Source organism: Brasilonema bromeliae SPC951 (assembly GCF_012912135.1).
Taxonomy (GTDB): domain Bacteria; phylum Cyanobacteriota; class Cyanobacteriia; order Cyanobacteriales; family Nostocaceae; genus Brasilonema; species Brasilonema bromeliae.
The window spans coordinates 1-1,870 of record NZ_QMEB01000408.1; the positions used below are offsets into that span (position 1 = coordinate 1).

2 protein-coding genes are annotated in these 1,870 nt (G+C 45.7%); both read right to left on the reverse strand.

What is annotated here, in order from left to right:
* Nucleotides 1-434 precede the first annotated feature (434 nt).
* Entirely contained in the window at nucleotides 435-785 is a 351-nt protein-coding gene (locus tag DP116_RS28085; protein ID WP_169158231.1) for a hypothetical protein, read from the reverse strand.
* An 87-nt stretch (nucleotides 786-872) separates the two neighbouring features.
* Nucleotides 873-1,694: a nitrogenase iron protein gene (gene nifH, locus DP116_RS28090; RefSeq protein ID WP_169158232.1), complete on the reverse strand. Its 822-nt coding sequence runs from the start codon at nucleotides 1,692-1,694 to the stop codon at nucleotides 873-875.
* Nucleotides 1,695-1,870: the final 176 nt, after the last annotated feature.

The window sequence follows — 1,870 nt, forward strand, 5'->3', positions numbered from 1 at the left end:
GTGTTGTATCTTCTCCTTTTTCTTTGATGTAAACGTGCTTTTCACGTTCGGGTATTTTCACATCGCATTTCAATAATTTCAATGGCATGACTTATTGCTCCTTTGGCTATTTCAATACTAGAACAAAGCTTTTTTTTCTTCTGTTTGAGAACTGGACTTTACAGCAGTTCTGTGTAAGGTGGGCAGTTCCTTCAACGGGACGCCACATCCTTCAAGTCGGCGAAGCGTTTCCCTTCGGAGTGGCTCGGGAACCCCCGCAACGGACTGCTCACTGATATCTCAAATGTTCATTAGATAAGCTTTTATGGGCAATGCCCACCTTACGATTTGTGGTGAGTCAGCGCTGCGGGAGGGTTTCCCTCCGCAGGCGACTGCGAACCCGGAGGGTCTAATCATAGAATTAGCGCACTAAACTAGTGCCAGTTGCGTAAGTTCTACCATTCTAGATACAGTGTTACCACCCACTGAAGTTCCAACCACAGGATAGGGTTTTTTTGCTTCAACGTTGAGGCGGGATCGCGGAGAATGCGTGTGGCGTTCATGCAAATAGCTTCGGAAATACCCAGGTTTTCGGCAACGCCTCTAAGAATGTCTTTGTAGGCATTGACTGAGGGAAACAGCTGGTCACAGGAATATACAACAAAATATTGAGAAAGTTTTGGAGGCTTGCCCCAGTAGGAATTTACGAGTTCGACATGACAGTACTCAAGCAACCCACTGAGTTCCGGACAGCGATCGTTGAGCACGGCGGTAAATTTTTGAACTAAAATCTCTTCAGTCAACATAATCAGTCATACTCCTTCAATCAGGTAAACAAGTTTTGGCGTAGTTGAAAACGCCGATTTATCAGAGAATGATAGGGTTGCATTGTCCTAGTCAAACAACCAAAACTTCGCCAGCAGTTTCTCAAGCTGATCATTAGACATAGATTTCGGAATCACAAAATTTGTGTTTTGATCAATCGCCTTTGCCAAGTTGCGATAGTGCTGTGCCTGTTGACACTCAGGAGCATATGCAATCACAGTCTTGCTGTAGAACTCTGCGCGTTGTACCATGTTGTTTCTGGGCATGGAGTAGATCATTTGAGTACCCAGTTGCTCTGCTAGAGCCTGAATCACATTGTCTTGTTGATCAACATTGCGAGAGTTGCAGATCAATCCTCCCAGACGTATACTACCGATAGAAGCATATTTTTGAATGCTTCGGCAGATATTGTTAGTCGCATACATTGCCATGATTTCCCCAGAAGTGATAATGTAAACTTCTTGAGCTTTGCCTTCACGAATGGGCATGACAAATCCACCACACACCACGTTACCGAGACCATCATAGAAAGTATAGTCAAGTCTGACTTCTTCATCGTAAGCACCAAGTTGTTCCAGCAACCCAATCGATGTCAGAACGCCTCGACCTGTGCATCCCACACCAGGTTCCGGTCCACCCGACTCTACACAAAGCGTCTTCCCCCATCCTTCCTTGCGGAAGTCTTCTAAATTCACATCTTCTTCTTTACGCAGTGTGTCCAGTACAATCTTCTGGTGCAATCCTCCCAAGAGCAGTCGGGTAGAGTCTGCTTTCGAGTCACATCCTACAACCATTACCTTACGACCCATATCGACCAGTCCAGCAACTGTATTTTGAGTCGTTGTGGACTTGCCAACTCCCCCTTTTCCGTAAATCGCAATCTTCCGCATAAAAACCTCGCTTATCGGGTTAAAACTAATCAGAAGTGAGGGATTTTTGTGTAAACAATTTTGTGTTTTCTGTTGTTTCAGGATTAGCAATTCTGAGCAAGAAAGGGGTGTAGGGGTATGGGGGTGTAAGGGGAGCCAGTGCGTTGGGCGGGTTTCCCGACTTGAAGCACCTGGCG